The sequence below is a fragment of the Neisseria sp. genome, from assembly GCF_041804105.1.
Taxonomy (GTDB): Bacteria; Pseudomonadota; Gammaproteobacteria; order Burkholderiales; family Neisseriaceae; genus Neisseria.
Genome location: NZ_JBHCJY010000060.1, coordinates 1 through 23,638, shown reverse-complemented (window position 1 = coordinate 23,638; position 23,638 = coordinate 1). Strand labels below are relative to the sequence as shown.

At 56.4% G+C, this 23,638-nt stretch carries 21 protein-coding genes; 7 read left to right on the top strand and 14 right to left on the bottom strand.

Going from position 1 to position 23,638, the window contains the following annotated elements:
* Positions 1-78: 78 nt before the first annotated feature.
* Entirely contained in the window at positions 79-1,293 is a 1,215-nt protein-coding gene (locus ACEYDX_RS05915; RefSeq protein ID WP_373741104.1) for a uracil-xanthine permease family protein, read from the bottom strand.
* 535 nt (positions 1,294-1,828) lie between these two features.
* Here ACEYDX_RS05915 and cmk point away from each other — a divergent pair.
* The 3 genes from cmk to ACEYDX_RS05900 all read left to right on the top strand — a co-directional run bounded on the left by cmk (position 1,829) and on the right by ACEYDX_RS05900 (position 4,666).
* Positions 1,829-2,491 carry a (d)CMP kinase gene (gene cmk, locus ACEYDX_RS05910; RefSeq protein ID WP_373741103.1) on the top strand — a complete coding sequence of 221 codons (663 nt, stop codon included), beginning with the start codon at positions 1,829-1,831 and terminating at the stop codon, positions 2,489-2,491.
* Positions 2,492-2,652: 161 nt separating this feature from the next.
* A complete protein-coding gene (rpsA, locus tag ACEYDX_RS05905; RefSeq protein WP_373741102.1) occupies positions 2,653-4,338 on the top strand; it encodes a 30S ribosomal protein S1 in 1,686 nt (561 codons plus the stop codon).
* 13 nt (positions 4,339-4,351) lie between these two features.
* On the top strand, positions 4,352-4,666 hold the full coding sequence (locus ACEYDX_RS05900; protein WP_373741101.1) for an integration host factor subunit beta: 315 nt from the start codon (positions 4,352-4,354) through the stop codon (positions 4,664-4,666).
* 552 nt (positions 4,667-5,218) lie between these two features.
* Here ACEYDX_RS05900 and ACEYDX_RS05895 read toward each other — a convergent pair.
* The 4 genes from ACEYDX_RS05895 to ACEYDX_RS05880 all read right to left on the bottom strand — a co-directional run bounded on the left by ACEYDX_RS05895 (position 5,219) and on the right by ACEYDX_RS05880 (position 8,886).
* Positions 5,219-5,518, bottom strand: a complete 300-nt coding sequence (locus ACEYDX_RS05895) for an AzlD family protein (protein WP_373741100.1) — start codon at positions 5,516-5,518, stop codon at positions 5,219-5,221.
* Positions 5,515-6,231, bottom strand: coding sequence for an AzlC family ABC transporter permease (locus tag ACEYDX_RS05890; RefSeq protein WP_373741120.1), 717 nt, complete (start codon positions 6,229-6,231; stop codon positions 5,515-5,517). Before ACEYDX_RS05890 ends, ACEYDX_RS05895 begins: the two co-directional genes overlap by 4 nt.
* 256 nt (positions 6,232-6,487) lie before the next feature.
* A complete protein-coding gene (locus ACEYDX_RS05885) occupies positions 6,488-7,882 on the bottom strand; it encodes a phosphomannomutase/phosphoglucomutase (protein WP_373741099.1) in 1,395 nt (464 codons plus the stop codon).
* A 164-nt stretch (positions 7,883-8,046) separates the two neighbouring features.
* Entirely contained in the window at positions 8,047-8,886 is an 840-nt protein-coding gene (locus ACEYDX_RS05880) for a neutral zinc metallopeptidase (protein WP_373741098.1), read from the bottom strand.
* Positions 8,887-9,118: 232 nt separating this feature from the next.
* Between ACEYDX_RS05880 and ACEYDX_RS05875 the strand changes: the two genes are divergently transcribed.
* From ACEYDX_RS05875 to trpD, 4 genes are all read left to right on the top strand, one after another.
* Complete coding sequence (locus tag ACEYDX_RS05875; RefSeq protein ID WP_373741097.1) at positions 9,119-9,427, top strand: hypothetical protein; 309 nt, start codon at positions 9,119-9,121, stop codon at positions 9,425-9,427.
* Between the two features lie 98 nt (positions 9,428-9,525).
* On the top strand, positions 9,526-10,110 hold the full coding sequence (locus tag ACEYDX_RS05870) for an aminodeoxychorismate/anthranilate synthase component II (RefSeq protein WP_373741096.1): 585 nt from the start codon (positions 9,526-9,528) through the stop codon (positions 10,108-10,110).
* A gap of 170 nt (positions 10,111-10,280) precedes the next feature.
* The gene (locus tag ACEYDX_RS05865; protein WP_373741095.1) at positions 10,281-12,257 is read left to right on the top strand and encodes a hypothetical protein; all 1,977 of its coding nucleotides are present in this window, start codon (positions 10,281-10,283) and stop codon (positions 12,255-12,257) included.
* 452 nt (positions 12,258-12,709) lie between these two features.
* Positions 12,710-13,741, top strand: a complete 1,032-nt coding sequence (gene trpD, locus ACEYDX_RS05860) for an anthranilate phosphoribosyltransferase (protein ID WP_373741094.1) — start codon at positions 12,710-12,712, stop codon at positions 13,739-13,741.
* 394 nt (positions 13,742-14,135) lie between these two features.
* Here the strand turns inward: trpD and ACEYDX_RS05855 are convergent, their stop codons facing one another.
* The 9 genes from ACEYDX_RS05855 to ACEYDX_RS05815 form a co-directional block, all read right to left on the bottom strand.
* Positions 14,136-14,666 carry an RDD family protein gene (locus ACEYDX_RS05855; RefSeq protein WP_373741093.1) on the bottom strand — a complete coding sequence of 177 codons (531 nt, stop codon included), beginning with the start codon at positions 14,664-14,666 and terminating at the stop codon, positions 14,136-14,138.
* A 279-nt stretch (positions 14,667-14,945) separates the two neighbouring features.
* On the bottom strand, positions 14,946-15,365 hold the full coding sequence (locus ACEYDX_RS05850; RefSeq protein WP_373741092.1) for a hypothetical protein: 420 nt from the start codon (positions 15,363-15,365) through the stop codon (positions 14,946-14,948).
* Positions 15,366-15,689: 324 nt separating this feature from the next.
* Positions 15,690-16,691, bottom strand: a complete 1,002-nt coding sequence (holA, locus tag ACEYDX_RS05845; protein WP_373741091.1) for a DNA polymerase III subunit delta — start codon at positions 16,689-16,691, stop codon at positions 15,690-15,692.
* Positions 16,691-17,167, bottom strand: coding sequence for an LPS assembly lipoprotein LptE (lptE, locus tag ACEYDX_RS05840; protein ID WP_373741090.1), 477 nt, complete (start codon positions 17,165-17,167; stop codon positions 16,691-16,693). The genes holA and lptE overlap by 1 nt, the downstream gene beginning before the upstream one ends.
* A 136-nt stretch (positions 17,168-17,303) precedes the next feature.
* Positions 17,304-17,960, bottom strand: coding sequence for a hypothetical protein (locus tag ACEYDX_RS05835; RefSeq protein WP_373741089.1), 657 nt, complete (start codon positions 17,958-17,960; stop codon positions 17,304-17,306).
* 273 nt (positions 17,961-18,233) lie between these two features.
* Positions 18,234-19,613, bottom strand: coding sequence for a DNA repair protein RadA (gene radA, locus ACEYDX_RS05830; protein ID WP_373741088.1), 1,380 nt, complete (start codon positions 19,611-19,613; stop codon positions 18,234-18,236).
* A 130-nt stretch (positions 19,614-19,743) separates the two neighbouring features.
* The gene (gene nhaA, locus ACEYDX_RS05825) at positions 19,744-20,886 is read right to left on the bottom strand and encodes a Na+/H+ antiporter NhaA (protein WP_373741087.1); all 1,143 of its coding nucleotides are present in this window, start codon (positions 20,884-20,886) and stop codon (positions 19,744-19,746) included.
* A gap of 300 nt (positions 20,887-21,186) precedes the next feature.
* Complete coding sequence (locus ACEYDX_RS05820; protein WP_373741086.1) at positions 21,187-21,813, bottom strand: alpha/beta fold hydrolase; 627 nt, start codon at positions 21,811-21,813, stop codon at positions 21,187-21,189.
* A 319-nt stretch (positions 21,814-22,132) separates the two neighbouring features.
* Complete coding sequence (locus ACEYDX_RS05815) at positions 22,133-23,632, bottom strand: amidase (RefSeq protein WP_373741119.1); 1,500 nt, start codon at positions 23,630-23,632, stop codon at positions 22,133-22,135.
* Positions 23,633-23,638 lie beyond the last annotated feature (6 nt).

Below are 23,638 nucleotides of genomic sequence, written 5' to 3'. Positions count from 1 at the left end.
CTGAATTTGGTGGTATCACGTCAAAGGCCGTCTGAAAAACGTTTTTCAGACGGCCTTTCATTTCAAACTGTACGCGAATCAGTTTTCCGGTTTGGCATCGGGCAGCAGCCAGTTGAGCAGAATCGCCAGAATCGCGCACAAACCCACACCGGCGAAGCTGATGCTGCCCGCTTTGATAATCATGCCGCCCAAGCCCGTGGTCAGCACGGAGCTGACAATCACCAGATTTTTCGGCTGCATCAAATCCACTTTCGCATCAATCAGGGTTTTCAGGCCGAGCGAGGCGATGGTGCCGAACAGCAGAATCATGATGCCGCCCATCACGGGCAGGGGAATCGAGGCGAGCAGGGCGTTGAATTTGCCGAAAAACGCCATGCAGATGGCGAATACGGCCGCCCAAGTCATGATTTTCGGATTGCTGTTTTTGGTAATCATCACCGCGCCGGTTACTTCGCCGTAAGTGGTAACGGGCGGGCCGCCGATCAAGCCGGCCACGCACACGCCCAAGCCGTCGCCCGCCAGCGTTTTGTGCAGGCCGGGGTCTTTGGTGTAGTCTTCGCCGGTCACTTTGCCGATGGCCATGATGCCGCCGATGTGTTCGATGGCCGGGGCGATGGCGACGGGCAGCATAAACAGCGCGGCCTGCCAGTTGACTTCGGGGGTGACGAAATCGGGTACTTTAAACCAAGGCGCATCGATAATCGGCTGAACGTTCACCACGCCCAACGCCAATGCCAAAACATAGCCTGCGGCCACGCCGATTAAAATCGGGATGAGCTTCATCATTTTGCTGCCGAACACGGTTACCACCACGGTGACGGCGAAGCTGAACCCGGCCAGCAGCAGCGACAGCGAATAATCGACCACCTGTTTGCCGTCGGCCTGCCCCATCGCCATGCTGCTGGCGGCTGCGGCCACCGATAGGCCGATGACCATAATCACGGGGCCGATCACCACGGGCGGCAACAGGCGGTTGACCGCGGCCAAACCGCGCCAGCGCACGAGAGCTGCGAAGACGAAATACATGAAGCCCGCCGCAAACAGGCCGAACATGGTTGCAGGCAACCCCCATTCGGCCACGGAGTAGATAATCGGTGCGATAAATGCAAACGAAGAGCCGAGAAAAATCGGCACTTTCTGTTTGGTGAGCAGTTGGAACAGCAAAGTGCCGATGCCTGCGCCGAGCAGCGCCATCGCGGGGTTGAGTCCGGTCAACAGCGGCACGAGCACCATCGCGCCGAAAGCGACGAACAGAATCTGTGCGCCCGAAACCGCCAATTTGAGTTGTTGCATGGTTAAGTTCCGTTAGGGAGTTTAAACAAACGGGGCGGATTATACTCTGATTTCAGGCGGATTCCGTACGCCGCACCAGGGCAGGGTGGAATTTTTACATTCGGTATGTCAGGCCGTCTGAAAACCGTTTTCAGACGGCCCGGAAGATGGATGGCAATACCCACTCTGATTGCCGCTTTGCTGCGGCGGCAACCGGATGGCAGGCAGATTTCGAAACATGGCACGGCGCCGTTATTGCCGTGCAGGAAAGTAGCGGCAAAATAGAGAAGAACATTGATGGAACAATGGCTCATGCCGGAGACGGATTCCCTGTCGCATGGAAGAGGCATTGGTCGGATATGGCAGGCCGGATACGGCACGGCTTAAAAATCCGGCCGGTTCGGTTCCGTTTTATCTTTAGGATAAACGTAGCGGTTTCCCTGCGGCTGCTTTACAATCCGCAGCAACGGCGGACGTTTTCAGACGGCCTGTGCCGCAACAGGCCGTCTGAAATTCTGTTCCGCATTTTCCGACTGTTTTTCATTAAAGAACCATCATGACCCATACCAAACAGAAAGTCATCGCCATCGACGGGCCGAGCGCGTCGGGCAAAGGCACGGTTGCTTCGCGCGTGGCCGCCGCGCTCGGCTTCGATTATCTCGATTCGGGCGCGCTTTACCGTTTAACCGCGCTGTATGCGCAAAAACAGGGCGCGGCGTGGAACGACGAATACGCGGTGGCGGCATTGGCGCAGAAACTGCCGGCGGTGTTTTCAGACGGCCTGATTCTGCTCGACGGTGAAAATGTAAGCGAAGCCATCCGGACGGAAAGCATCGGCATGGGCGCGTCGGAAGTGGCTCAGTTCCCCGCAGTGCGCGCCGCGCTGCTGCAACGCCAGCGCGATTTCCTGACCGCAAAAGGTTTGGTGGGCGACGGGCGCGACATGGGGTCGGTGGTGTTTCCCGACGCGGAGCTGAAAATTTTTCTGACGGCCAGCGCGAAAATCCGTGCCGAACGCCGCGCCAGACAGCTCGGCCTGCCGTGCGAAGGCGTTGCATTCGACCGCATCCTGTCGGACATCGAAGCCCGCGACGAAGCCGACCGCCGCCGTGCGGTTGCACCGCTGGTGCAGCTTCCCGATGCCTTGCTGCTGGATACTTCCGATATGGGCATAGAAGAATCTGTAAAAAAAGTGCTTGATTGGTATGCGGAAATCTGATTTTGCAGTATAATCCCGCCAGTTTTTCAGACGGCCTTACGCTTTATCAAAAGGCCGTCTGAAAATACGTCTGCAGTTTTACCGGTCTGCCGCGCCAGGGGCGGCAGGCTGTTTTCAAACCAACCCCGCGCCCCTTGGCGGTGCACCGAAAAGAGTTATTTATGACTATGGAAAATTTTGCCCAACTGCTGGAAGAAAGCTTTACCCTTCAGGAAATGAACCCCGGTGAAGTGATTACCGCCGAGGTGGTCGGCATCGACCAAAACTTCGTTACCGTAAATGCCGGCCTGAAATCCGAATCCCTGATTGACGTAAGCGAATTCAAAAACGCCCAGGGCGAGATTGAAGTAAAAATCGGTGATTTCGTTACCGTAACCATCGAATCCGTCGAAAACGGTTTCGGCGAAACCAAACTGTCGCGTGAAAAAGCCAAACGTGCCGCCGACTGGATTGCCTTGGAAGAAGCCATGGAAAACGGCGACATCCTGTCCGGCGTCATCAACGGCAAAGTCAAAGGCGGCCTGACCGTAATGATCAACAGCATCCGCGCATTCCTGCCCGGTTCGCTGGTGGACGTGCGCCCCGTCAAAGACACTTCGCACTTTGAAGGCAAAGAAGTCGAGTTCAAAGTCATCAAGCTCGACAAGAAACGCAACAACGTGGTGGTGTCGCGCCGTGCCGTTCTGGAAGCCACTTTGGGCGAAGAGCGCAAAGCCCTGCTGGAAAACCTGCAGGAAGGCACTGTGGTTAAAGGTATCGTTAAAAACATCACCGATTACGGTGCATTCGTCGACTTGGGCGGCATCGACGGCCTGCTGCACATCACCGATCTGGCATGGCGCCGCGTGAAACACCCGAGCGAAGTGCTGGAAGTGGGTCAGGAAGTCGAAGCCAAGGTATTGAAATTCGACCAAGACAAACAGCGCGTTTCTCTGGGTATGAAACAGTTGGGCGAAGATCCGTGGAGCGGCCTGACCCGCCGTTATCCGCAAGGAACCCGCATTTTCGGCAAGGTTTCCAACCTGACCGACTACGGTGCGTTCGTTGAAATCGAACAGGGTATCGAAGGTTTGGTACACGTTTCCGAAATGGACTGGACCAACAAAAACGTCCACCCCAGCAAAGTCGTACAACTGGGCGACGAAGTGGAAGTGATGATTCTGGAAATCGACGAAGACCGCCGCCGCATCAGCTTGGGCATGAAGCAGTGCCAGGCCAATCCGTGGGAAGAATTCGAAGCCAACCACAACAAAGGCGACAAAATCTCCGGCGCGGTTAAGTCCATCACCGATTTCGGCGTATTCGTCGGCCTGCCCGGTGGTATCGACGGTTTGGTTCACTTGTCCGACCTGTCTTGGACCGAAGCCGGTGAGGAAGCCGTACGCAAATACAAAAAAGGCGAAGAAGTCGAAGCCGTCGTATTGGCCATCGATGTCGAAAAAGAACGCATCTCTTTGGGCATCAAACAGCTCGAAGGCGATCCTTTCGGCAACTTCATCAGCGTGAACGACAAAGGCTCTTTGGTTAAAGGCACTGCCAAAACCGTTGATGCCAAAGGTGCGGTCATCGCCCTGTCTGACGAAGTGGAAGGCTACCTGCCTGCTTCCGAATGGTCGAGCGAGCGCGTGGAAGACCTGCGTAACGTTCTGAAAGAAGGCGAGGAAGTCGAAGCCGTTGTGGCAACCGTTGACCGCAAAAACCGCAGCATCAAGCTGTCGGTCAAAGCGAAAGACGCCAAAGACAACCGCGATGCCCTCAACTCTGTCAACGCGGCCGCTACCGCCAGCGCCGGTACCACCAGCTTGGGCGACCTGCTGAAAGCCAAACTGTCGGGCGACCAAGAATAAGAGGTTTGCAGACATGACTAAGTCTGAATTGATGGTTCGTCTGGCCGAAGTGTTTGCCGAACGGAACGGAACCCAGCTGATGGCCAAAGACGTGGAATACAGCGTAAAGGTTTTGGTGGATACCATGACCCGTTCGCTGGCGCGCGGCCAAAGGATTGAAATCCGCGGTTTCGGCAGTTTCGACCTCAACCACCGTCCGGCCCGTATCGGCCGCAACCCGAAAACCGGCGAACGTGTGGAAGTACCCGAAAAGTATGTCCCGCACTTCAAACCGGGCAAGGAATTGCGCGAGCGTGTCGATTTGGCGCTGCAAGCCGCTTCCAAATAACCGAAGTCATGAAAGAAACGCCGCAGCAATGCGGCGTTTTGTTTTGCCGGTACACAGGCCGTCTGAAAACCCAAGCGGCATCCGAATCATCTGTTGATCAATGCAGAATATGGCAGCAGCAAATAAACTGTACCAGCCCTGTGTGATTCAACAGATGATTCGGATGCCGCTTGGGTTTTCAGACGGCATCTGACGGGAGACTGAAGGATTCCGTTCGGTTCAAATATATCGAGTAGGTACGGTTAGCCGCACCAAGCGGCGTAACCGTACGGAAGGCTAACTGTTTTCAGACGGCCTCCTTGCCGTAGGCCGGAACCCTTGCGCTCTTGCGTACGGTTACGCGCAAAAGGCGCTAACCGTACCTACGCAGGTTTTCAGACGGCCATACCGTTTTATTAAGAGAAGTTTTAAAAGACTGTGTACACAATATCCAAACACAGCCAAATCAAAAAGCCCTGAAAAGGGCTTTCTATTTTGAAATCAGCGTCGGTGGAATAAGCTGTTTTTTTATCACGGTGTATTTTCAGACGGCCTGTTTGCTGCCTTTAAACTTTACCGCATCAAATAGCCGAGTATTCCTGATGATGCCACGCCGACCAAGACGGTTACCAGCATGGAACAGCGTGTGGCGGCGGCAAGGGTCAGAAAGATGGCGATGAGTTCGTGCGGTTTGTCGGATGCGAAATAGGGGGCAATCACCGAAATCAGTACGCAGCCTGGTGCGGCTTCCATCACGGCGGCGGTGCGGGGACTGAAACTGCGGTTGCGCAGCGCGAAATAACCGGCAAGCCGTGTGGAATAGGTAACGGCGAGCATCACGGCAAATACTTGGAACGATTCCCACGAAATCATTTCGGTTTCCCCCACCAATAAGCGGCGGCAAGACCGGAAAGCGCGCCGGCAGGTACATACCATGCGCCGTCAGCCGTCAGATAAACCGTTACGGCAACCGCCAAGCTGACCAACCACGGGCGCGCGGCCGCAAAGCCTTTCCACATGCCGCGCAGCAAAACCAGAAATACGGCGGGAAATGCCATCCCGAAACCCCATGCGGCCACATCGCCGAACATCGGCCCGACTGCTGCGCCGACAGCGGCAAACGAGATCCAAACGATATAGATCACCATGCAGTTGCCCGCATAATAAGGCAGGCTGAATGCGGGCAAACCCAATGCCTTGCGTTTTTGCGCATCGGCCAGCCCCATTGCCCAGCTTTCGTCAGTCATGAAAAACAGTGCGGGCAGAACTTTTTTCAGCGGAAGGCCGTTCAGATAGGGAGCCAAGGCTGCGCCCATCAGAATATGGCGCGAGTTGATCATGAAGGTTACGGCAGCGATTAAGGCCACGGGCAGCGGGTTTTGCCACAGGTTGACCGCCGCGAATTCGGAACCGCCGGCAAAATTCATGGCCGTCATCAGCAGCATTTCCAGCCAGCTCATGCCTTTTTGCCCGCCCTGAACGCCTAAAATCAGCGCCCACGGCAGCATGCCCACCAGCATGGGGGCGCATTCTTTGATGCCGCGTTTGAATTCGTCGTGCGGGGAGGATTGGTCGGGAGTGGTCATGATGTCTGCGATGGCTTTCAAGCAGGGGGCGTTATTATACAAGGTTAAGGTGCAGAACAAGGAATTCAGACGGCCTGCGGTGGTGCAGCGGTATTGGGGAACGGCTGTATGCAGCCAGAAGCTGTATTTGCCGTATCGTTTATGCTGTAGTTTTACGCTTTAATCCAAACTGCTTTAAGGATTATTTCGATTGGAAGAAGGCCGTCTGAAAATGGATTTTCAGACGGCCTGATACGGTTTCAAACCGGTACACCGCTTAATGCGCTTCCAGTTCCCATTTCAGCGCGGGATTGCTTTCAATCACGGCTTTAAACTGGTTTTGGATGCGTTCGATGGCGGCATCGTTGTCTGCTTCGAAGCGCAAAACCAGAATCGGCGTGGTATTTGAAGCACGCATCAGGCCGAAGCCGTCGGGGTATTCCACGCGCAGGCCGTCGATGGTGATGGTTTCGACTGCACCGTCGAATTCGGCGGTTTTGGCGAATTCTTCAATCACTTTGTGGCCGCTCATGCCTTCGGGCAGGGCAATGTTGAGTTCGGGCGTGGAAATGTTTTGCGGCAGCGCGTTCAATACGGCGGACGGATCGTCATGGGCGGACAGGATTTCCAGCAGGCGGCAGCCCGTGTAAAGGCCGTCGTCGAAGCCGAACCAGCGTTCCTTGAAGAAGGTGTGGCCGCTCATTTCGCCTGCCAGCAGCGCGCCGTTTTTCTTCATCGACGATTTGATGAAACTGTGGCCGGTTTTTTCCATCACCGGTTCGCCGCCGCGTGCTTTAATCCACGGGGCGAGCAGGCGGGTGGACTTGACGTCGAAAATGATTTTTGCGCCCGGGTTGCGGCTTAATACGTCTTCGGCGTAAAGCATCAACTGGCGGTCGGGATAGATGATGTTGCCGTCTTTGGTAACCACGCCCAAGCGGTCGGCATCGCCGTCGAACGCCAGGCCGATTTCGGCATCGCCGCTTTTCAGTTCGGCAATCAGGTCTTGCAGGTTTTTCGGTTTGGCGGGATCGGGATGGTGGTTGGGGAAGTTGCCGTCCACATCGCAGAACAGCTCGGTTACTTCGCAGCCCAGTGCGCGGTAGAGTTTTCCGGCAAACGCACCGCCTACGCCGTTGCCGGCATCGGCTGCGATTTTCATCGGGCGTTTGAGTTTGATGTGGCCGACGATGTGGCTGATGTATTCTTCGGCAACGTCTTTTTCGGTTACGCTGCCGGTACGGCCGTCTGAAACGAAGCCGCCGTTTTCAATCATGGCCAGAAGTTCCTGAATGGCTTCTCCTGCGAGCGTATCGCCGCCGAGCATCATTTTGAAGCCGTTGTAGTCGGGCGGATTGTGGCTGCCGGTAATCATCACGCCGCTGCCGCTGCATTCGCGGATGGCGGCGAAATACAGAATCGGCGTGGCCACCATGCCGACGTTGAGTACGTCGATGCCGCTGTCGGTAAAGCCTTTCTGTAAGGCGGCCATCAGGTCGGGGCCGCTCAAACGACCGTCGCGGCCGATGGCGATTTTGCCGATGTTTTTCTCTGCCGCTTTGGCAGCGATGGCACGGCCGATAAGGTAGGCCGCTTCGTTGGTGAGCGTTTTGCCGACGATGCCACGGATGTCGTAGGCTTTGAAAATATCGCGTGCGATGGTTGCTGACATGGTTTTTCCTTTGTTTCGGGTAAAGTTTCGGAGAAAATTGTAACACATACGAAAGGCCGTCTGAAATCGGGTTTCAGACGGCCTTCAACTTTATAAACGGCAGCGGCACAATATCGGCAAACTGAAACTGCCCGATACCGGCACAGGCCGTCTGAAAAAACGGTTTACGAGCCGAATGTGTTGCACTGGTTGATGTCGCCGCCTTTGAAGCCGCGCTGGAACCATGCCATACGGTCGGCAGACGAGCCGTGGGTAAAGCTGTCGGGGACGACATGGCCTTGGTGGCGGTGTTGCAGGCGGTCGTCGCCCACGGATTCCGCTGCGGCAATGGCCTCTTCCAAATCGTCTGTTTCCAAAAGGTTTTCCTGCTGGGCGTAGTTTGCCCAAATGCCTGCGAAGCAGTCGGCCTGCAATTCGAGTTTGACCGAATGGGCGTTGGCCTGGGTTTGTCCCACGGCCTGTTGCGCCTGATTGACTTTGGGCAGAATGCCGAGCAGGTTCTGCACATGGTGGCCGACTTCGTGGGCGATTACGTAGGCAAACGCGGCATCACCCTGTGCACCGAGCTTTTTGCGCATATCGTCGTAAAACGATAAGTCGATATAGACTTTTTGGTCGGCAGGGCAGTAAAACGGCCCCATCGCGGATTGCCCCGTGCCGCAGGCCGTACGCGTGCCGCCGCGGTAGAGCACCATCGTAGTAGGCTTGTATTGGCTGCCGTGTTTGGCGAAATAGGCTTTCCATGCGTTTTCCGTGCTTTTCAGGGTAACGCCGGAAATTTTGCGTAAATCGGCTTCAAGCTGGTTGTCCAATTGGGCGGTCTGCTGTTGGGGCGCGCCGCTTAAACCCGGAGTGCCGACGATGCCCGATAAATCCACGCCGTAATAAGCGCCCACCAGCAATACGATGATGCCGATGATGCCGGGCGTTTTCCCGCCGCGTCCGCCGCCTTGTCCGCGGCGGTCTTCGATATTGGAACTTTCTTCCCGTCCCTGCCAACGCATGATGTGTCCTTTTGCTGTCGTGGTTAAAGATAAAGATGGCATTATACGGTACAAATGCCAAGCAGGTTCGGTATCCTGTGCCGAACGGTATTTTTATGCCCTGATTCGGGCATAAGGGGCAAAGGCCGTCTGAAATCTTTAACCGTAAGGTTTTCAGACGGCCTGTTTAGCTGTTATATTTCGGTCTGTATCCTGTTTTGCCACCGTATTTATGGAAGACCATTTGGGCAGAATGCCTTTTACCATCGTGTTTATCGACCCGCTGCACACCGATTTTGAGGGCAGCAGCCGCAAAATCAATGAATATCTCGGCCGCCATCCTTCGGTTTTGCCGCGTCTGCACCAGCCCGTATTCGCTGCGAAAATCTTGGCCATGGCCGCACATTGCTGCAATATGCGCGTGGTGGTGCGGCGTGCGGATGCGAAGGTCAAAAGAGAACTGTATTATATTGTGCGGAAAGGATTTTTTGATACCGACGAAGCAATGTGGGCATTCATCAACGATCCCGAAAATCTGGCTGCGGCAGCGGGGATACAATAAAATATGACATATCGGCACGAGCCGTTTACAATGTACCCCAACGGCATTTTCGGAATGCGGCGCCGTCTGAAAACAGCCGGGGAGACAAGAGAATACCGATGCTTTTAATGATAGACAACTACGACAGTTTTACCTACAACATCGTGCAGTATTTTGCCGAACTGGGCCAAACCGTCGAAGTCCGCTGCAATGATGCCGTTACGTTGGAAGAAATCTCAGCACTGAATCCCGAATATCTCGTTATCGGCCCCGGTCCCTGCTCGCCGAAAGAAGCAGGGATTTCCGTAGCCGCCATGCGGCATTTTGCAGGTAAAGTGCCGATTATGGGCATTTGCCTGGGGCATCAGACCATCGGCGAAGCGTTCGGCGGCAACGTTGTACGTGCCAAAACCCTGATGCACGGGAAAGTTTCGCCGGTACGCCACCTTGATAAAGGCATGTTTTCAGGTTTGCCCAATCCTGTAACCTGTACGCGCTACCACAGCCTTGTCATCGACAGGGACACTTTGCCGGATTGTCTGGAAATCACCGCTTGGACGGACGACGGCGAAATCATGGGCGTGTGCCATAAAGAATTCGCAATCGAAGGCGTGCAGTTCCATCCCGAAGCGCTGCTGACCGAACACGGGCATGAAATGCTGGATAATTTTCTGAAGGAGTTTGCCGGTTTTCAGACGGCCTGAACAGGCCGTATGTCTGTGTTCAGTACGTTGGTTTTTAATTGATAATTTACGACACTCGGATGTTCCCGTTTTGCCTGAATGACGACAATAAGGGTTAAGGCAAAACCGGATTGTCTGCTGCTAAAAAATACAGGTGTTCGACCAAACACCGGAAACAAAGGCTGTTGGAAATGCCAAACCGTTATTACCCCCACCCGCAAGTTTTTCTTTATGCCATGCTCGGCGGTTTTGCCGCATCGCTGATGCTGATGGAACTCAACTGGCAGATTGTCCAGTGGGCAGATGCCCAAGCCGGCTTTCCTGCCCGCAATGACGGCATTTTCAGCCATCTGCTGGAAATCGTGTTTTATACGTCGTTTACCGGTTTGCCGTTGACGCTGATTTCGGCTGTCATCATCAATGCAGGCCGCGCCCGCCGCGATTTTTCGGGCCTGCGCCTGATCCTGATCAGTGCACTGGCCGTATTTTTGGTGTTGGTGCTGGTTTCATGGGTGGTCAATCTCATCAATACCTACCGCCATATCGGTATCTTGTGGCTGCCGCCGTCGGATTTTGAAACCGCTGCCGCTTATACTTGGTTGTGGTTGTGTATTTTTGCCATCATGGCCTGCGCATGGCTTGCAGGATCGCCTGCGCCATTGAAGGAAACGGTTTCCGCACCTGATGCGGAGCGGAAACAGGTAGAAGAATTTAAGCCGGCAGCCGTTCCCGTTGCCCAAGCTGCCGCGGTTGTTCCGCCGGTGCCTGCGGCAAAGAAAAATTTGGCCGATTTGTTGCCGCCGCCGATTGACTTGGAAGCCGTTGCCGCTGCCAAAGCTTTTGCCGATGCCAAAAAAACGCCTGAAGAGTTGGCTGCTGAAGCACGGGCTGCTGAAATCCGTGCCGCCGCAATCCGTTTTGCGGAAGAGCGTGCTGCACGGGCAGCCGAAGCGGAAGCCGCGAAGTTGGATGAAGAAGCAAGAGTGCAACGCGAACGCGAAGAGGCAGAGCGTGCGGAGCGCGTGAAACAGATTGAACAACAAGCCTTGCGTGCAAGGGAGGCTGCGGCGGTTGAGGCTGAAAACGCCAAACGCCGCGAGGAGGAAGAACGTGCGGCAGCTGAGCGCGCAGCTGAAGAACGTGCCGCCCGCCTGAAGGAAGCCGAAGAGCGTTTGGTGCAAAAACGTGCGGAAGTCGAAGCAGAGGAAAAACGGAAAGCGGAAGAAGAGCAGGCTGAACGTGCACGAGAAGAAGCTGAAAGAGCAGCCCGTCTGAAAGCGGCAAAAGAATGGGCCGATCAGGAACTCAAAACAGCCGAACTTAAAGCCCGCAAACGGATGGAGGAGCAACAGGCCGAACGCGAGCGGCTGGCGGCGGAGCAGGAGGCTTACAGAAGAGCCGCACAAGAGCGCGCCGAACAGGAACGCATACAGGCCGAGCTGGCAGCCCGTCGGAAAGCTGAGGAAGAACAGGCTGCACACGAGCGTGAGGAAGCGGAACGCGCTGCACGCTTGAAAGCCGCACGCGAATGGGCCGCCAGAGAGCGCGAGGCTGCCGAGCGCGAAGCGCGAAGAAGGGCTGAAGAAAAACAGGCTGCCCGAGAGCGTGAAGCCGCTGAATTCGCGGCACGGATGAAGGCTGCTCGAGAACGTGAAGCCGCGGAACGTATCGCCCGTCAGAAAGCTGCCGAAGAGCAGGCAGTCCGCGAGCGTGAGGCTGCTGCCCGTGCCGCCCGTCAAAGAGCTTTGGAGGAGCAGGCTGCACGCGAAAGGGAAGAGGCCGAACGTGCGGCGCGTTTGAAAGCGGCAGAAGAGCGCGCTGCCAGAATGCGTGCCGCCGAAAGAAAGGCGGCGGAATTGGCTGCACGCCAAGCGGCAGCAGAACGCGCGGCACAATTGAAAGCAGCGGAAGAGCATGCCCGCAGGATACGTACCGCTGAACTGAAAGCGGCTGAAGAAGCCGCCCGGTATGCTGCAGCACGTGAAGCCGCGCGCATCAAATCGGAAGCGGAACAGGCCGCCCGACTGCGTGCGGGAGAGCCGGAGCCGTGGCAGACGCCTGCCGAACATGCCGCCCGTGTTCAGGCCGCCAAAACACACGAACCGCAAAACAAAGCGGAGGACGGCAAGATTTCACTGGCAGGCCGTCTGAAAATGCCGCTGCATTGATGCTGTGTTGAACAGGATAACTGCAAGATTATGCATGATGTCCCGTTAAAAGGTATGGAAACTGAAACGGGATGGCATTGTATGCGGCGGATAGTGTGGTGATGTGGGGTACTATCGCCGATTCATCGTGTTGAATCTTTTAGGTAGGCCGTCTGAAAAGCATTTGTGGTTTTCAGACGGCCTTGTCTATAATCAAAACCTGTCTGCCGCGAGCCGGTATTTTTAATACGGATGTACTTGGCCTGAAGTGATGAGCAAAGTTTCCATCCCGTTTGTCCTGATTACCGGCCCTTATGCAGCAGATGGATTTTAAAACGATACATATCGCATGGATTTTTATCGGTGCGGGACTGACGGCGGTCAGAAACTTTCCGCATTATTTTCAAAGCAGCCGTCCCACAGTATCGATTTTTTATTTGTTGATGATGAAGCCAGTCTCAAAGGAAGCAAAAATGATTACCCCGCAGCAGGCCATTGCACGCCTGATTGACAACAACGAACTGTTTTACGATGAAATGACGGATTTGATGCGTCAGATTATGCGCGGAGAAGTGCCGCCGGAACAGCTGGCCGCGATTCTTACCGGACTGCGCATCAAGGTCGAAACCGTTTCGGAAATCGCCGCCGCCGCTTCCGTGATGCGCGAATTTGCCGCCGCCGTTCCCGTATCGGGGGAAAAAGGACATTTGGTGGACATCGTCGGTACGGGCGGCGACGGTGCGAAAACCTTCAATATCTCCACAACCGCCATGTTCGTTGCGGCGGCAGCGGGGGCGAAAGTGGCCAAACACGGGGGACGGTCGGTGTCATCGTCCAGCGGTGCGGCCGATGTGTTGGAACAGATGGGAGCCGATTTGGCGCTGACTCCCGAACAAGTCGGCCGCAGTATCGACGAAATCGGCATCGGTTTTATGTTTGCGCAAAACCACCACAGTGCCATGCGCCATGTTGCACCTGTGCGCCGCCTGCTCGGTTTCCGAAGTATTTTCAATATCTTGGGGCCGCTGACCAACCCCGCAGGTGCGCCGAACCAGCTGATCGGTGTGTTCCATATCGATTTGTGCGGCATTCTCAGCCGCGTATTACAGCAGCTCGGCTCGCAGCACGCGCTGGTGGCGCACGGCAGCGACGGGCTGGACGAAATCACGGTAACGGGCAGCACCCGAATTGCGGAGCTGCGTAACGGCGGCATCGCCGAATACGACATCCATCCCGAACAGTTCGGCCTGCCTGTTTATCCGAATCTCGACAGCATCAAAGTGGCCGACAGTACCGAATCGCTGGCTGTGATGAAGCGCGTTTTGGGCGGTGAAAAAGGTGCGGCGCGCGACATCGTTTTGCTCAACGCGGCAGCCTGCCTGTATGCAGGCAATGTGGTCTCCGATATTTCAGACGGCCTTGAAGCCGCACGGGAAGCGGTTGATTCGGGCAAGGCAAAAGCGAAGCAGGAAGCGTTTGTGCGCTTCGGGCAAACGGGAAGTTGAAGCCCGTTGCGAAGCAGAGGCCGTCTGAAAAATGTTCAGACGGCCTCTGCATAATGAGCGGCATAACGGCAGCTAAGAACCTGCGGTGTTTTTGCGGTATTTTGCAGTTTGCGCGGTTACGCTGTTGCAACGGATAACGGTATCTGCCCGGCAATGGAAGTATTGATACAAGCGGGTAGCGTAAGGCCGTCTGAAATGGGCTTCAGACGGCCTTTATGTGGTTGCGCGGTATTTTGATTTGTACGGTATTGTTCAATCTCCGTCATTCCCGTAAAGGCAGGAATTTACAGTTAATGTTTTCAGGTATTTGAATAAAAAGGGTTTTTTATCAGAGACGGCGAATTTCTGCTTTTGAAGGAACGGTGCGGCCGGCTTGCGTAAGTTAATGCGGGCATCATCCAATAGGATTTTCCGGTTTGGACGGAGTTTTCAGATCCACCAGCCGCGTTCCGGAGAGAAAGTCGTACAGAAACTGCCTGTCGGGATGGAACAGTGCAAAGCCCCACGGCAACATCCACCAAATCAGGGCCGCACCGAAGGCGGGTTTGGGCGGAATACCGCCCCAATGACGCAGGGCGGCATAAGCGAGCAGGGGGATGAAAACGAGGAATACGCATGCCCACATGAAACGCAGGAGCAGACGGTTGGGGACGGGACGTGCGCCGGACAGATCGGTCAGTCCGATTTGCCATACCTTCATCGGCAGCGTACCGCCTTTTTTGTGCCAGCAGATTTTGAAATACATCCACCACGCGCCCATCAGAATCAAGATGGCTGCGAAACTGGCAGGCAGGGGGGAGAGTTTGTTCAACAACATGGCGGCGGCACCTGCGGCGAACGATGCAAGCACGGTTACAGCGCCGACGAGCAGAAGTTCGTAGAGTAGGGCGGCGAAACGGCGTTTGAGTGGGGCGGTGGGCATCATGGTCGGTGTGGTGTTTTCGGGATGTGGAACCTGCCGGCGGTATGTTTTTCGGCTGTGGCATAGCGGAGTATGCTTCGCAGCGGCGGTGACATGACGACGGAAACTGTGGTCTGGTTGTGGCATTTTGGCAGAGTCGGCAAATTGAAGCAGTCTGCCAAGCCGTTGTTTTCAGGCAGGCACAGATGGCGGTTCGGTAAAGCCGTTTGCTGCGGCTGTCAAAAACGGTTTGCCGTAACAAAGGCCGTCTGAAAAATGTTTTTCAGACGGCCTTGGCACGCATCAGCGGTGCGGACGTTTCTGGCCTTTGGACATTTTCGCCGCCATCTGGTTGAGTTCCTGTTTGGTGGGGCGTTTTTTGAACATGGCGTGGGCTTCGTCTACCGAGCATTTCTGCGACATGCACAGGATGGTTACGGCATCTTTCTGGGCTTGTCCGCCGCTGTGGTACATGCGGCGCAGGTTGGCTTCGTTGAAACGGCCTTTTTCGGGGTCGATGTCGAATTTTTTCAGGCGTTCGAGAAACTGGCGCTGCTGGCGGCGGGATGTCCAGTAAAAGCCGCCGCACGCTCCGGCCATAATGAGGACGGCGAGCAGGATGGCAATCGGCCATGAATCGGTAAACAGCACGAGTATCAGGCTTAAAACGGCGGTGGCCAGCAACAGCAGGCCGGCAAGGCGTAGTTTGGCTTTGTTGTCCATAAGGGTGTGTTTCTTTCGTAACGGGGTTGTGAAGGCCGTCTGAAACGGATTGTGCGGGCTTTCAGACGGCCTTAGGGTTTAACCGTATTTTACAGCGTTTCATGCGGCGCGGGAAAGGTTCTTGGCTTGGCGCGGCAGAATGGAAAACGGAACGGAAGAGACAGCGGAGACGGTGCGGCTGTTTGGCATGAGATTCGGCTGTCGGGATGCAGCCTGTTTGCGGCGGAGAACGGCTTCGAGGGCTGTATAGGGAAACGGGTTAATGCGTGATGAAAGGCTGTCGGGAACGGGTCTGCCGGAAAAATTTTTCCGGTATTTACGGCATCATATTGCCAACCGCGTAACCAGATGCTTGAATTCCGCCCACGCATCGCCGTCTTCCGCGCCTTTGATGATGCGGTCGATGCGGGCGCAGGTTTGCAGGGCTTCGAGCAGGCGGTTGATGTTGATGCGTTTGACCGCCATCGGCGCAAGCGTTTGTTTGTCGCCCCACAGGCGCAGGCTGTTGCGCACGGCCTGTATACTCTGCCCTTGCTTGATTGCGGCGGTCAGGCGGATGAGCGTGCGGATGTCCTCGGCCACCGCCCACAGCAGCAACACGGGTTCTTCGCCACCCGCTTCCAGACCTTCGAGCAACCGCGCGGTGCGTGCGGCATCACCGCCCATCCATGCCCCCGCCAGTTGGAACACGTCGAAACGCGCCACATTCGCCACCGCTGCTTCGGCATCCGCCATGTTGACGAGATGGCCTTTCGGATGCAGCAGGGCGAGCTTGTCGATTTCCTGTTTGGCCGCCAGCAGGTTGCCTTCCACGCGTTCGGCAAACAGCGACAGCGCTTCGGTTTCGATGTCGAGTCCGTGTTTTTTCAGACGGCCTTGAATCCATTGCGGCAACGCGTTTGCATTCACGGCTTTTGCTTCGAGTATCACGCCGTGTTTGGACAGCGCGGCAAACCATTTGGCTTGGGTTTGCGCCTTTTCCAACTTGGGCAGCATCACGATGACGACGGTATCTTCGGGCAGGTGTTCGACCAGCGTTTGCAGCGCATCGCCGCCCGCTTTGCCCGGTTTGCCGTTCGGAATGTGGATTTCCAGCAGTTTCAAGTCGGCAAACAGCCCCATACTGCCTGCCGACTGCAACAGCTCGTTCCAGTCGGACGACGTGTCCGCCGTATAGACTTCGCGGTTGAGATAGCCCTGTTTTTTTGCTGCTTGCCGCAGAGTGTCCAAGGCTTCGATGCGCAGCAGGTCTTCTTCGCCGTGCACCACATACAGCGGTTTCAGCGGCATATCGGGCGTAAGCTGCGCGATGTCGAACGCGGCCATTATTGCGCTTTCAGGAAGGTCAGGCGGCGGACGATCTGTTCGGCCGCGTCGGTACGCATTTCCGCCCAGATGGTGTTTTCTTCTTCGGCTTTACCTAAAATTTCGCTGTCGGCGTAGTCCATCCTGCGGTTGACCACCACTTCCATCGGCGCGCCTAGCGGTTGCCCGTTGCGGGAAGCCTGGGCCACTACGCGCAGCGTCAGCATATATTCGTTGATTTCGGCCGCGCGGGTAATGGTGTGGATGTCGCGGCGGTTTTGCAGTTCCGTTACCGTGATGACGGCTTGGGCTTCGGGCGCGGAAACGGGTTTGCCGTCGGCACGGCGCAGCGCGCGCTCCAAAGCCTGCTGCAAGCCTTGGCCGTTGACCTGCCAGCTTTGGTAGGGCAGGGCTTGGTCGAAGCCCGCCGAACCTTTCAGGTGGAACCCGCAGGCAGACAGTGTGAGTACGGCGGCGGTAAGCAGAATTTTCTTCATCGGTTTGTCCTTGGTTTTTCCTGAAAACAGGCGGTGGATTATAGCCTGAGCGTTCGGGTTTTGTCAGGCGGGGCGGCAGGTGCGGTTTGGAAATGTTAAGGCCGTCTGAAAAACCGGTTTTCAGACGGCCTGATGTTTATTGCTTTGTTTCGGGCAGGTCGGCGACATAATGTAATTCATAAGCCAACGGGCTTTCATACATTTCTACCGATACGCGCTGTCCGATTTCGTGTTCTTCGCGGCCGGTGTCGCATACTCGAAATATGCGGCCGTCGTCGAGTTTGAGTTGCCATTCGCTGCAGTGTTCACTGTCCGGATAAAAATCCGTAATTTCCGCAGACACGGTTTGCGGCCGGATAAAGCCGTGGTGAATGACGATAACGGCGGTTTTGACGACAAACACGGCAGGCAGGGTACCGAGTATAAAGGCCACCGCAGTCCACCATATTCCTTCGGCAAGGTTTTTCAGACGGCCTGTCTGCTTTTGACTGTTCCTTTGGCGCGGTTTGCGTGATGGTTTGGGCGGATGCCGCCGGCGTTGGAGCAGCCATTGTGCTGCCAGAAAAAGCGGCAGCAATCCGCCTGATGCCGCAATCAGATACCATGCAAGCGGCTTGAATTTGGTTGGACGGGAAAATAGCCAATCCATCAGCAGGCTAACCAGTAAAAATGCACTAAATACTAGAAAAATATAGAAAATAATGAGTAATACTTCTTCTGCGTTGCTGTCGGGTTTTATCCATTTCCGCCAAAAAGGCGGCGTTTTTTTGTGTTTGGCGGTACGGGCGTTCATGGTCGGGAAACAGGGCTGTTTGATGGGTATGGTTAACCGCTTTTTACGGCGGCATAAATGTTTGTTTTTTCAGACGGCCTGAAGCCTTTGCAAACCCGGTTCAAACTTGGAAACCTATGCCGTCATTTCCGCGCAGGCAGGAATCCAGAATTTTAACTTTCTGTAATTTATAAATATTCCTGAAGCAGACAGATCTGGATTCCCGCCTGCGCGGGAATGACGGATTAGGGATTTTTGAGTATTTTCGAATTTTGCCAAGGTCTCAGACTCTGTTTATTCTCCGGCATTCCTACACACCTCCACCGCTTCCTGCAAGGTGCTGACACCGAAAATCTGCAAATTCGGAAACTCTTTCGCATTGCGCGGCAGATTGGCTTTCGGCACGATGGCGCGTTTGAAGCCGAGTTTTTCCGCTTCTTTGAGCCGTTCCTGCCCGCGTGCGACGGGGCGGACTTCACCGCTCAGGCCGATTTCCCCGAAGGCGACCATTTTTTCGGGCAGCGGGCGGTTGCGGAAGCTGGAGAGCATGGCGAGGATGACGGCCAAATCGGCTGCGGGTTCGCCGATTTTCACGCCGCCGACGGCGTTGAGAAACACGTCTTGGTCGAAGCAGGAGATGCCCGCGTGGCGGTTTAAAACGGCCAGCAGCATGGCGAGGCGGTTTTGTTCGAGGCCGACGGTGAGGCGTTTGGGCGTGAAGCCGTGCGCGTCGTCAACAAGTGCCTGAATTTCCACCAGCAAAGGCCGCGAACCTTCCTGCGTCACGAGCACGCACGAACCGGCCACGTCGTCGCGGTAGCTGGCGAGAAAAATCGCCGACGGGTTGGACACGCCTTTCAGGCCGTGTTCGGTCATGGCGAACACGCCCAATTCGTTGGCCGCGCCGAAGCGGTTTTTAATGGCGCGTATCATGCGGTAGTTGGAATGCTGGTCGCCCTCGAAATACAGCACGGTATCGACCATATGCTCCAGCACGCGCGGGCCGGCGATGGCGCCGTCTTTGGTCACGTGGCCGACTAAAATCATGGCAATGCCCATCTGCTTGGCCATGCGGGTAAGCTGGGCGGCGCACTCGCGCACCTGCGAAACCGAGCCGGGCGCGGAAGTGATTTGGTCGGAATACATGGTTTGAATCGAATCGATAACGACAACGGCAGGCTCGTGCTGTTTCAAGGCCGTCTGAATCGCTTCCATGCGGATTTCGGCCAACAGGTTCACGCCTTCGCTTTTCAAACCCAAACGCTGCGCGCGCAGCGCCACCTGCTGCGCCGATTCTTCGCCCGACACATACAGCACTTTGCGGCTTTGCGCCATCACCGCCACGGTTTGCAGCAGCAGCGTCGATTTGCCGATGCCGGGGTCGCCGCCGAGCAGAATCACCGCCCCGCCGACCAGGCCGCCGCCGAGCACGCGGTCGAGTTCGCCGATGCCGGTCGGCTCGCGCGGTACTTCGATGGCGCTAACCTGCGACAAATCCTGCACTTGCGCCGTATCCGCCGCCCACGATTGGAAACGCGCGTTTTTCGACTCGGGCGCGGCCAGGCTTTCCTGAAGCGTGTTCCACTCGCCGCAATGCGGGCATTTGCCCTGCCATTTGGGCGAAGTGCCGCCGCATTCGCTGCATTGGTAAACGGTTTTGGGGGCTTTTGCCATGGTGTGTTTCCTTGTGTGTCAGGCCGTCTGAAAAAAAGCGATTGTAAGCGCAAAACGGTACGGATTGAAAAAGTATGGAACAGGCCGTCTGAAAACGTTTTTCAGACGGCCTTCGGTTGTTCGGGCGGGGTTATTCCGTTTTTTTGGCCGGAGCCAGCCGCAATACCGCATATCCCGTCAAACCGGCCAGCAGCGAACCCAAAAATACGCCGACTTTGCTGTAATCCTGCAAGACGGGATCGTCGAACGCCAAAAGACCGATGAACAGGCTCATGGTAAAACCGATGCCGCACAGCAGCGACACGCCGTACACCTGCAGCCAGCTTGCACCATGGGGCAGTTTCGCCCAGCCGAGTTTGACCGCCAGCCACACCGTGCCGAAAATGCCGAGCTGTTTGCCGAGAAACAGGCCGAGTGCGATGCCGAGAACCACGGGCGAGAACAGCGTTTCGGCAGAAAAGTTGTCGAACGACACGCCCGCGTTGGCAAAGCCGAAAACGGGTACAACCAAAAACGCCACCCATTTTTCCAAACCGTGTTCCCATTTCAGCAGCGGCGGTTCGCCCGCAGCCGCAGTAACGCGCAGCGGAACGGTAAAGGCCAGCAGCACGCCTGCGAGCGTGGCATGGATGCCCGACTTCAAAAAGAAAAACCACAACAGCAGGCCGAGCAGCAGATAGGGTGTGCTGCGGATACAGTCTTTCAGGTTGCAGTACACCAATGCGCCGAACGTAACGGCCGCCAGCGCGAGATACGGCCAGGCAATTTGTTCGGTGTAAAACAGCGCAATAATCACGATGACCGCCAAATCGTCCATAATCGCCAGCGCGGTCAGGAAGATTTTCAGCGATACGGGCACACGCCTGCCCAACAATGCGAGTACGCCCAGCGCAAAAGCGATGTCGGTGGCGGCGGGAATGGCCCAGCCGTCGGCCGTCGGGCCGTCCGCGCTGTTGAACAGCAGGTAAATCAGCGCAGGAGCGGCCAAGCCTGCAAAGGCCGACAGCGCAGGCAGGAAGCGTTTGCTGTTGCTGTCCAATTCCCCTTGCAGCAGTTCGCGTTTCACTTCCAGCCCCACATACAGGAAAAACACCGCCATCAGGCCGTCGTTTATCCAATGCAGCACGCTTAATCCGGCAACATAGCCGTTCATCACGCCGAAATACGCGGCGGATACGGGAGCGTTGGCCGCAACCATGCCCGAGAGCGCGGCAAGCATCAGCACAATGCCCGCAGCAGGTTCGGAACGGAAGAAATGGATGATTTTCTGCATATTTTCTGTTTTCTTTCAGGTAGGATTTGTGTTTTCAGACGGCCTGGAACAGGAGGCCGTCTGAAATTGTCATTTTAAATGGCCTTTTGGGTTTAAAACTGTGTCGGAACATGATTTAAGGCTGCGTTTATACTGCTTGCCGATTGTGTGTGCTGCTGTTGCCGCATCGTCGCGATTTGCCCGAATATCCGATATTCCGGCGGTTTTTTGCTCTCCGGCCGTCTGAAAAAGTTTATTTTGGTAGCGGTGTGCGGCATCAGACAAGCATGCCAAGCATCGGTTGCCTGTCTGCCCCCCGATTCAACCGTCTGCCAAAGCCGAAACAAATTGCTCAATCAGTCGCGCCGCTTCGCCGGCATGGCTGAAGGCCACGTCGTGTCCACCTTGCGGCACCACCATCAGCCGCGCGTCGGGCAGTGAGCGTTGCAAAAACTCTCCTGCGGCGGGCGGGCTGACGGCATCGCGACCGCCCCAAATCAGCAAGGTCTTTTGGCGGATTCGGCCGAAGTCGGGCGAAAAATCCTGCGGCGGGGCATCGGCAAACCATTGCGGCAACTGCGCCATTTCCACCCGATAATCGGTGCGCCAGTCCGCCGCCGCGAAACGCCGCATGTCCATGCCGCCCGACGTGGCGGCCAACACCAAACCGCGCACCAGATGCGGTTTCTGCAAGGCGGCCTGTACGGCGATGATGCCGCCCATCGATTGCGCCACCGGAATGACCGGCTTCTGAATTTTTCCGATAATCCAACGGCTTAAGTCTTCTAAACTGTTCACGTCGGGCTGCGGCGGTTCGCCCCAAAATCCGGGATAGGGCTGTACTGCGCAGTCAAACGACGGCGGCAAATGGTCGATAACGGGTTGCCAGAATCCGGTGCTGCCGGATGCGCCGGGCAGGAAAAGCAGTTTGTTGCCGGTTGCGGTCATGGTGCGGAATGCCTGTCTGAAAAGTTAGAGGGAGGGCGGGGATAGGCCGTCTGAATGTTTTTTCAGACAGGCATTGTTTCTGCCCGCAGGGAACGGCTGTTTCCAAGCAGCCTGAAAACTTTGCAAACCCGGATTGAATTTGAAAGGCTATACCCGTCATTCCCGCGCAGGCGGTCATTCGGAACATCAATATATTTCTGTTGCTGATAAGCTTGGATTCCCGCCTGCGCAGGAATGACGGATTGGAGATTTTTGTTTACAAGGTCTCGGCCTAAAAAGGCCGTCTGAAAAAACATCGTGGACTTTGCGCTGAACGCCGTCACAACGGCGGCATGTCATCCGTCCACGGCTGCATCTGTTCCAGCTGCGCGGCGAGCTTGAACAGCACGTCTTCCCGCCCGTGCGCGGCGGCGAACTGGGTGCCGACGGGCAGGCCGTCGTGCCGGTAGAGCGGCACGCTCATGGCGGGGTTGCCGCTCATGTTCATCGGCGAGGTGTAGCCGACGTAGTTCAGCGTGGCGGCGGCTTCTTTTTCCAGCAGCGGATTGTTTTTCAATAAAAATCCCAAACCCAGCGTGCCGAACAGCAGGCGCATGATTTTCTGTGCGCCTTGGGGCGGCAGCATTTCGCCGACTTTCGGCGTGGTGCGCGGGCAGACAGGCATCATCAGCACGTCGTAGCGTGCGAAAAACCGCCGTGCCGCGCGTTCCTGCGCCAGCATGATGTCGCGCGCCCACGCCATTTCGCCCGCGCTGATTTGCCGCCCCTGCACAATCAACGCCCAAGTGACGGGTTCGAGCAGATGGTGCGGCAGTTTGCGCCCCGTTTCGCGGCGGTAGTGGTAAAACAGCTTGGCCGTTTCGCCCATCACCAGCACCCGCGCGGCGCGGTTGAGCAGCTCGGGCGCGGCGAATTCTGGCGAGGCCTCTTCCAATTCGTGCCCAGCGTCCCGCACGAGTTTCAGGCTGTGGGCGAACGCCGCGTCCGTGCCCGCATCGTTGCCTTGGCCGCACAGCCAGTCGCGCTGCCAAAACGCGATTTTCAGACGGCCTGTTTCCTGTTTCAGGCCGTCTGAAAAACCGTTTGCGGGCGGCGGCGGGCAGGCATAGAGCACCTGCGGTTGGGTCTGCACGGCGATGTCGAGCAAGGCCGCGCTGTCGCGCACGCTGCGGGTGAGCGCGTGGTCGCACACCAAACCCTGCCACGCTTCGGAGAGCAGCGGCCCGTAAGCCGTGCGCCCGCGCGTGGGTTTCAGGCCGAACAGGCCGCAGTTGTGCGCGGGCAGGCGGATGGAACCGCCGCCGTCGCTGCCGTGCGCCGCAGGCACCACGCCCGCCGCAACGGCCGCCGCCGCACCGCCGCTGCTGCCGCCTGCGGTGTGGTCTAAATTCCACGGATTGCGCGTGATGCCGTAGATTTCCGTTTCGGTAACGGGATACGCGCCCCATTCGGGCGTGGTGGTTTTGCCGAACACGCGCAGCCCCGCGTTCAGGTAGGCTTGGGTTAAGTCACTGTTTTGTTTGGCGATGTGGTTCTGCATCATGCGCGAACCCGACCAAGTGGGCGCGCCTTCCCAGTCGGCCAGCAAATCTTTGAGCAGAAACGGCACGCCCGAGAGCGGCGCGTCGGCGTTTTCAGACGGCATCCGCCACGCCGCCGCCCGCTCGCGCAAATCGTGTGCCAGAAAATTGAGCTTGGGGTTGACTTCGTCCAAACGGTTCAAGGCCGCCTGCAACACTTCGTCGGCGGAAACTTCTTTTTTACGGATAAGCTCCGCCAAACCCACGGCATCGTGGCGGACATAGTCTTGAAAGTTCATGGGCTT

Bases quoted from the DNA above. Each gene is read 5' to 3' on its own strand.
- ACEYDX_RS05835 (WP_373741089.1), bottom strand. From the start codon at position 17,960: ATGAACGCCCGTACCGCCAAACACAAAAAAACGCCGCCTTTTTGGCGG.
- ACEYDX_RS05865 (WP_373741095.1), top strand. From the start codon at position 10,281: ATGCCAAACCGTTATTACCCCCACCCGCAAGTTTTTCTTTATGCCATG.
- cmk (WP_373741103.1), top strand. From the start codon at position 1,829: ATGACCCATACCAAACAGAAAGTCATCGCCATCGACGGGCCGAGCGCG.
- ACEYDX_RS05875 (WP_373741097.1), top strand. From the start codon at position 9,119: ATGCCTTTTACCATCGTGTTTATCGACCCGCTGCACACCGATTTTGAG.
- ACEYDX_RS05885 (WP_373741099.1), bottom strand. From the start codon at position 7,882: ATGTCAGCAACCATCGCACGCGATATTTTCAAAGCCTACGACATCCGT.
- ACEYDX_RS05895 (WP_373741100.1), bottom strand. From the start codon at position 5,518: ATGATTTCGTGGGAATCGTTCCAAGTATTTGCCGTGATGCTCGCCGTT.
- ACEYDX_RS05850 (WP_373741092.1), bottom strand. From the start codon at position 15,365: ATGGACAACAAAGCCAAACTACGCCTTGCCGGCCTGCTGTTGCTGGCC.
- ACEYDX_RS05855 (WP_373741093.1), bottom strand. From the start codon at position 14,666: ATGATGCCCACCGCCCCACTCAAACGCCGTTTCGCCGCCCTACTCTAC.
- lptE (WP_373741090.1), bottom strand. From the start codon at position 17,167: ATGAAGAAAATTCTGCTTACCGCCGCCGTACTCACACTGTCTGCCTGC.
- ACEYDX_RS05890 (WP_373741120.1), bottom strand. From the start codon at position 6,231: ATGACCACTCCCGACCAATCCTCCCCGCACGACGAATTCAAACGCGGC.
- trpD (WP_373741094.1), top strand. From the start codon at position 12,710: ATGATTACCCCGCAGCAGGCCATTGCACGCCTGATTGACAACAACGAA.
- ACEYDX_RS05815 (WP_373741119.1), bottom strand. From the start codon at position 23,632: ATGAACTTTCAAGACTATGTCCGCCACGATGCCGTGGGTTTGGCGGAG.
- ACEYDX_RS05915 (WP_373741104.1), bottom strand. From the start codon at position 1,293: ATGCAACAACTCAAATTGGCGGTTTCGGGCGCACAGATTCTGTTCGTC.
- ACEYDX_RS05870 (WP_373741096.1), top strand. From the start codon at position 9,526: ATGCTTTTAATGATAGACAACTACGACAGTTTTACCTACAACATCGTG.
- ACEYDX_RS05900 (WP_373741101.1), top strand. From the start codon at position 4,352: ATGACTAAGTCTGAATTGATGGTTCGTCTGGCCGAAGTGTTTGCCGAA.
- holA (WP_373741091.1), bottom strand. From the start codon at position 16,691: ATGGCCGCGTTCGACATCGCGCAGCTTACGCCCGATATGCCGCTGAAA.
- nhaA (WP_373741087.1), bottom strand. From the start codon at position 20,886: ATGCAGAAAATCATCCATTTCTTCCGTTCCGAACCTGCTGCGGGCATT.
- radA (WP_373741088.1), bottom strand. From the start codon at position 19,613: ATGGCAAAAGCCCCCAAAACCGTTTACCAATGCAGCGAATGCGGCGGC.
- ACEYDX_RS05880 (WP_373741098.1), bottom strand. From the start codon at position 8,886: ATGCGTTGGCAGGGACGGGAAGAAAGTTCCAATATCGAAGACCGCCGC.
- rpsA (WP_373741102.1), top strand. From the start codon at position 2,653: ATGACTATGGAAAATTTTGCCCAACTGCTGGAAGAAAGCTTTACCCTT.
- ACEYDX_RS05820 (WP_373741086.1), bottom strand. From the start codon at position 21,813: ATGACCGCAACCGGCAACAAACTGCTTTTCCTGCCCGGCGCATCCGGC.